This is a genomic window from Streptomyces sp. ATLC9, assembly GCF_057196705.1.
This window is the reverse complement of record NZ_JBXUOY010000291.1, coordinates 1-6107: the sequence shown is the minus strand read 5'-3', so window position 1 is coordinate 6107 and position 6107 is coordinate 1. Positions and strand designations below refer to the sequence as shown.

Annotated in this window: 6 protein-coding genes; 5 read left to right on the top strand and 1 reads right to left on the bottom strand. The window is 72.1% G+C overall.

Features of this window, described 5'->3' with window-relative positions; all coding sequences use genetic code 11:
• On the top strand, positions 1–201 hold a 201-nt coding region (locus tag AC2CJA_RS22770), incomplete at its 5' end, for a hypothetical protein (protein WP_484604544.1).
• Positions 202–353: 152 nt separating this feature from the next.
• Positions 354–1175: a hypothetical protein gene (locus tag AC2CJA_RS22765; RefSeq protein ID WP_484604543.1), complete on the top strand. Its 822-nt coding sequence runs from the start codon at positions 354–356 to the stop codon at positions 1173–1175.
• An 86-nt stretch (positions 1176–1261) separates the two neighbouring features.
• Here the strand turns inward: AC2CJA_RS22765 and AC2CJA_RS22760 are convergent, their stop codons facing one another.
• Complete coding sequence (locus AC2CJA_RS22760) at positions 1262–2764, bottom strand: SulP family inorganic anion transporter (RefSeq protein WP_484604542.1); 1503 nt, start codon at positions 2762–2764, stop codon at positions 1262–1264.
• A 364-nt stretch (positions 2765–3128) separates the two neighbouring features.
• On the opposite strand from AC2CJA_RS22760, the gene AC2CJA_RS22755 reads away from it, so the two are divergent.
• The 3 genes from AC2CJA_RS22755 to AC2CJA_RS22745 all read left to right on the top strand — a co-directional run bounded on the left by AC2CJA_RS22755 (position 3129) and on the right by AC2CJA_RS22745 (position 6068).
• Positions 3129–3512 (top strand): MerR family transcriptional regulator, encoded by a 384-nt coding sequence (locus AC2CJA_RS22755; protein WP_484604545.1) that lies wholly within the window; start codon positions 3129–3131, stop codon positions 3510–3512.
• Between the two features lie 103 nt (positions 3513–3615).
• A complete protein-coding gene (locus tag AC2CJA_RS22750; protein ID WP_484604541.1) occupies positions 3616–5301 on the top strand; it encodes a ribonuclease J in 1686 nt (561 codons plus the stop codon).
• Between the two features lie 20 nt (positions 5302–5321).
• Positions 5322–6068: a polyamine aminopropyltransferase gene (locus AC2CJA_RS22745; protein WP_484604540.1), complete on the top strand. Its 747-nt coding sequence runs from the start codon at positions 5322–5324 to the stop codon at positions 6066–6068.
• Positions 6069–6107: the final 39 nt, after the last annotated feature.

Genomic DNA, 6107 nt, shown 5'->3' with positions numbered 1-6107 from the left:
CGGCTGGAGGTCGGCCGCGCGCCGCTGGGCGGGGCGCGGGTGCGGATGGAGCTGGAACTGGCGCCCGAGCGCACACCGGGCGGCGAGCGCGCCTCCCACGGGCGGCGGCGGCGTTCCCGGCTCCGCCTTCCCCGGTTCCCCGCCTCCACTCCGCCCCGGCGCGCGGGCGGAGACGGGTTTCACGGAGCGGGCCCGGGATGAGCACATCACTGTCACGGTCGAACGCCGGTCCGAAGCTTCCCGTCCCGACGGCGGCACTAGAGTTGGCGGATCACCGGAACCGTGGCGGGCCGGCGCCGGACGATCCCTCAGGGCGGCGCCGGAGCCCGCCAGTGGAGGAGGAAGAACCCCCGATGCGATCCACCGCCGTACGCCGTACCGCCCTCGCCGCCTCCGCGGCCTGCCTGGCCCTGCTGGCCACCGCCTGCGGCGGTTCGGACTCCGGCGGGGGCGACGAGGAGAAGGCCGAGGGGGGAAAGCCCGGGAAGTCCTCCTCCGCAGGACCGGCCGCCGGGGTGGAGACCTCCGAGGAGCTGGAGAGGCTCGTGCTCGCCGACGGCGACGTCGAGGGCCACGAGGTCGAGGAGCTGGGCCCCGGGGACAGCGTCTCCGCCGGGGACGTCTCCTCCGACAAGGACGAGTGCGCGCCCCTGGCGCACGCCCAGCTCGGCGTGCCGCTGGGCGACCCGGCGGCGACCGCCCGGCGCATGGTCACCCAGGTGCCCGGGAACCCGGCCGACGGCGGCACGGACGGTTCCGGGGAGCTGACCGAGGAGGACCTGGAGAACTTCGAGGACGCGATCAAGGGGGCCTTCGACGTCACGACGACGATGGTCACCCTCGCCTCCTACGAGGACGGGGGAGCACAGAAGGCATTCACCGGCCTGCGCGCCGCCGCCGAGTCCTGCTCCGGCGGGTTCACCGGAGGCGTCAAGGGCGACGGGCAGGAGGTGACCGGGGTCGAGGAGGAGAAGGTCACCGGCGGCGAGGAGGCCGCCGCCTGGACGGTGACCACCGAGCGGGACGGCGACCGGATGCCGCTCAAGCTGGCCGTGGTCCGCCAGGGCGACACGCTGGCCGTCTTCTCCTCCTTCAACCTCGCCGCCGCCGGCGGCGGCGGGGACTTCGACCTCCCGGCCGCCGTCATCGGGGCCCAGGCGGAGAAGCTCGGCTGACACCCCTCGCGCCCGCCCACCAGGCCACCGGCCCCCGGCGCGGAAGCGCCGGGGGCCGGTGGCCTGGTTCCGCCTGGTTCCGCGGGTCAGTGGCTGTCGGCGAGCTGCCCGGCGAGCCTGTCGTGGATGGCGGCGCTGGCCTTGTTCAGGCCGACGATGGTGACCTTCTTGCCGCGGGCGGCGTACTTGGTCTCGATGGCGTCCAGGGCGGCCACCGAGGAGGCGTCCCAGATGTGGGCGTCGGACAGGTCGATGACGACGTCGTCGGGGTCGCCCGCGTAGTCGAACTGGTAGACCAGGTCGTTGGAGGAGGCGAAGAACAGCTCGCCGGTGACCGCGTAGACGGCCTGGGTGCCGTCGGGGTCGACGACGGCGGAGACCTCGGCGAGGTGGGCGACGCGGCGGGCGAAGATCACCATGGCGGTGATGACGCCGACGACGACGCCGATGGCGAGGTTGTGGGTGGCCACCACCACGGCGACGGTGACGGCCATCACGGCGGTCTCGCCGACGGGCAGCCGCCTGAGCGTCCTCGGCTGGACCGAGTGCCAGTCGAAGGTGGCGAAGGAGACCAGGATCATCACCGCGACCAGGGCGGCCATCGGGATGGTGGAGACCACGGGGCCGAAGGTGACCACCAGGATCAGCAGGAAGACGCCGGCCAGGAAGGTCGACAGCCGGGTGCGGGCGCCGGAGGTCTTCACGTTGATCATGGTCTGGCCGATCATCGCGCAGCCGCCCATGCCGCCGAAGAGGCCGGTGACGACGTTGGCGACGCCCTGGCCGATGGACTCGCGGGTCTTGTTGGAGTGGGTGTCGGTGATGTCGTCGACCAGCTTGGCCGTCATCAGCGACTCCATCAGCCCCACCAGGGCGAGGGCGAACGCGTAGGGGGCGACGGTGACCAGGGTGTCGGTGGTGAAGGGGATGTCGGGCAGGCCGGGGACGGGCAGGGACGAGGGCAGCTCGCCCTTGTCGCCGACGGTGGGCACCGCGATGCCCGCGGCGACGGTGATGACGGTCAGGATGACGATGGACACCAGCGGGGCGGGCACCACCGTGGTGACCTTCGGGAAGAACACCATCAGCGCCAGTCCGCCGATCACCAGCGGGTAGACCGCCCAGGGCACGCCGGTGATCTCCGGCACCTGCGCCATGAAGATCAGGATGGCGAGCGCGTTGACGAAGCCGACCATCACGCTGCGCGGCACGAACCGCATCAGCTTGGCCACCCCGAGCGCGCCGAGGGCGATCTGCATCAGACCGCCCAGGATGACGGCGGCGACCAGGTAGCCCAGACCGTGCTCGCGGTTGAGCGGGGCGATGACCAGGGCGATGGCGCCGGTGGCGGCGGAGATCATCGCCTTGCGGCCGCCCACGACCGAGATCACCACGGCCATGGTGAAGGAGGCGAACAGGCCGACGGCCGGATCCACCCCGGCGATGATCGAGAACGAGATCGCCTCGGGGATCAGGGCCAGGGCGACGACCAGGCCGGCCAGCACCTCGGTGCGGAAGACCTTGGGCGAGGCGAGCCAGTCGGGGCGGGAGGGGCGCAGCCGCCGGGCTGCGGAGGTGTCAGCGGACATGCATCCGTTTCCATATCGGGCGCGCAGGCGTCAGGCGTGCGCGCGGCGTGCGCGACTTCCGTGCGGAGCGGGAGGACCCGGCCGTGCCGCGGCCGTCGTACCCGACAGGGGCGAGACCAGGGATCGGCGGACGCGGGGGACCGCCGGTCGGGCACCGTCGCCCGACGGGACTGGGGAGGGCGATGTTCCGCCCGGAAACAAACCCTACCCTGACGTGAGGGATGATTGCGGCCGGAGTCCTGTAAATCGCAGGTAAATACCGTGCGATGCCTTGTGATTCATATCACGCGGTAGGGTTGGGGTTTACGAACCCGAAAAATGTTCGGGCATCAGAGGGGAATCGGCAGTGGCGGACGAGCAGCGGATGCAGATCGGTGAGGTGGCCGACCGGACGGGACTGTCGCTGCGCACCATCCGGCACTACGAGGAGGTCGGCCTCGTCGTCCCCTCCGCCCGCACCAAGGGGGGTTTCCGGCTCTACACCGCCGCCGACGTCGACCGCCTGATGGTCATCCGCCGGATGAAACCGCTGGACTTCTCCCTGGAGGAGATGCGCGACCTGCTGTCCGTCACCGACCGGCTCTCGGCCGGCGAGCCGCTGGAGGAGGCGGAACGGGAACGGCTGCGGGAGCGCCTGGACGCCTACCGCAAGGTCGCCGAGGCCCGCTGCGAGACCCTGCGCGCCCAGCTCATGGCCGCCGAGGACTTCGCCGCCACCCTCCGCCGCCGGCTCGGCCCGCAGGGCTGAGCGCCCCGCCCGCCCGCCGCCGTCCCGCCTCCGCCGTGCGAAGCGAACCGGCTGGTGGAAGGGGCGATGAGACAGCCCGGCCGCCCTCGGATAGCGTCAGGGTATGAGTCATCCACACCCTGAGCTGAAGCCCGCCCCCAAGCTGCCCGAGGGAGGGCTGAGGGTCGTCGCCCTGGGCGGCCTGGGGGAGATCGGCCGCAACATGACCGTCTTCGAGTACGGCGGCAAGCTGCTGATCGTCGACTGCGGCGTGCTCTTCCCCGAGGAGCACCAGCCCGGCGTGGACGTGATCCTGCCGGACTTCACCTCCATCCGCGACCGCCTGGACGACGTGGTCGCCGTGGTGCTCACCCACGGCCACGAGGACCACATCGGCGGCGTGCCGTACCTGCTGCGCGAGCGGGCGGACATCCCCGTCGTCGGCTCCAAGCTGACCCTGGCCTTCCTGGAGGCCAAGCTCAAGGAGCACGGCATCAGGCCGCGCACGGCGCGGGTGAAGGAGGGCGACCGGCGGGGCCTGGGCCCCTTCGACTGCGAGTTCGTCGCGGTCAACCACTCCATCCCCGACAGTCTGGCCGTCGCCATCCGCACCGGCGCGGGTCTGGTGCTGCACACCGGCGACTTCAAGATGGACCAGTTCCCGCTGGACGGCCGCATCACCGACCTGCGCGCCTTCGCCCGGCTCGGCGAGGAGGGCGTCGACCTCTTCCTCACCGACTCCACCAACGCCGAGGTCCCCGGATTCACCACCGCCGAGGCCGACCTGAGCCCCGCGATCGAGCAGGTGATGCGCACCGCGCCCCGGCGGGTCATCGTCTCCAGCTTCGCCAGCCATGTGCACCGCATCCAGCAGGTGCTGGACGCCGCCCACGCCTACGGCCGCAAGGTCGCCTTCGTGGGCCGCTCGATGGTCCGCAACATGGGCATCGCCCGCGAACTGGGCTATCTGAAGGTCCCCTCCGGCCTGGTGGTCGGGATGAGGGAACTGGAGAAGCTGCCCGACCACAAGGTCACGCTGGTGTGCACCGGCTCCCAGGGCGAGCCGATGGCGGCGCTGTCGCGGATGGCCAACCGCGACCACATGATCCGCATCGGCAAGGGCGACACCGTGCTGATGGCCAGCTCCCTCATCCCCGGCAACGAGACCGCCATCTACCGGGTGATCAACGGGCTGACCCGCTGGGGCGCCAACGTCGTCCACAAGGGCAACGCCAAGGTCCACGTCTCCGGCCACGCCAGCGCCGGCGAGCTCGTCTACTGCTACAACATCGTCAAGCCCCGCAACGTCATGCCGGTGCACGGCGAGTTCAAGCACCTCAAGGCCAACGCGGACCTGGCCGTGCGCACCGGCGTCGACCCCGACCGGGTCGTCGTCGCCGAGGACGGCGTCGTCGTCGACCTCGTCGACGGGCGCGCCTCCATCACCGGCAAGGTGCCCGCGGGCAACGTCTACGTCGACGGCATGGAGGTCGGCGGCGCCACCGAGGCGTCCCTGAAGGACCGGCTCACCCTCGCCTCCGAGGGCGTGGTGACCGTCGTCGCCATCGTCGACGCCGACACCGGCGCTCTGGCCGAGCCTCCGGACTTCCTGGCCCGCGGCTTCGTCCACGACGGGGGGACGTTCGCCTCGGCCGTCCCGGTGATCGAGAAGACCCTGGCCGCGGCGGCCGAGGAGGGGGTGGGGGACGCGCAGCAGCTCGAGCAGCTCATCGCCCGCTCCGTGGCCTCCTGGGCCTTCCGCACCTACCGCCGCAAGCCCCTGGTCATCCCCGTCGTCATCGACGCCTGACCGCACCGGAGGGCGACCGTATGAGCACGCGCTTCGAGGAGATCGACTGGCGCCCCACCCCGATGGGCGACATCAGCCTGCGCCGCCGCCGGGACCCGGTGACCGGACGGGAGGTGTACGAGGTCAAACTCGGCGACGAGTTCCTCATGTCCAGCCTCTTCACCGCCGGCGAGACCGAACTGGCCCGCCTCGGCCTGGCAGCCCTCCCCAAGGACGGGACCGGGGCCGGCGCCGGGCTGGACGTGGCCGTGGGCGGGCTCGGCCTCGGCCACACCGCGCGGACGGTGCTGGAGGACCGGCGGGTGCGCTCGCTGGTCGTCCTCGACGCCCTCCCCGACGTCATCCGCTGGCACCGGGAGAAACTGGTGCCGCTGGGCGGGGAGCTGGTGTCGGACCGGCGCTGCCGGCTCGTCCGGGGCGACTTCTTCGAGCGGGCCGCGGGCACCGGGGGGCTGGACCCGGAGCGGCCCGGCGGCCGCCTCCACGCGATCCTGCTGGACGTCGACCACTCGCCGCGCCATGTGCTGCATCCCGGCCACGCCCCGTTCTACGAGGAGGCCGGGCTGCGCGCCCTGTCGGAGCACCTCCACCCCGGCGGCGTCTTCGCCCTGTGGTCCGACGACCCGCCCGACGAGGACTTCACCGCCGTACTGGCGCGGGTCTTCGCCACCGCCGAGGCCCACGTCGTCCGCTTCGGCAACCCCTACCGGCCGGGGGAGGAGTCGGCCAACACCGTCTACGTGGCCGGGAAGGCCGCCGACGGGTGAGGGTGGTGCGGGGCCGCGACCGGTCCCCCGGTCCCGGTC

Bases quoted from the DNA above. Each gene is read 5' to 3' on its own strand.
- AC2CJA_RS22765 (WP_484604543.1), top strand. From the start codon at position 354: ATGCGATCCACCGCCGTACGCCGTACCGCCCTCGCCGCCTCCGCGGCC.
- AC2CJA_RS22760 (WP_484604542.1), bottom strand. From the start codon at position 2,764: ATGTCCGCTGACACCTCCGCAGCCCGGCGGCTGCGCCCCTCCCGCCCC.
- AC2CJA_RS22755 (WP_484604545.1), top strand. From the start codon at position 3,129: ATGCAGATCGGTGAGGTGGCCGACCGGACGGGACTGTCGCTGCGCACC.
- AC2CJA_RS22750 (WP_484604541.1), top strand. From the start codon at position 3,616: ATGAGTCATCCACACCCTGAGCTGAAGCCCGCCCCCAAGCTGCCCGAG.
- AC2CJA_RS22745 (WP_484604540.1), top strand. From the start codon at position 5,322: ATGAGCACGCGCTTCGAGGAGATCGACTGGCGCCCCACCCCGATGGGC.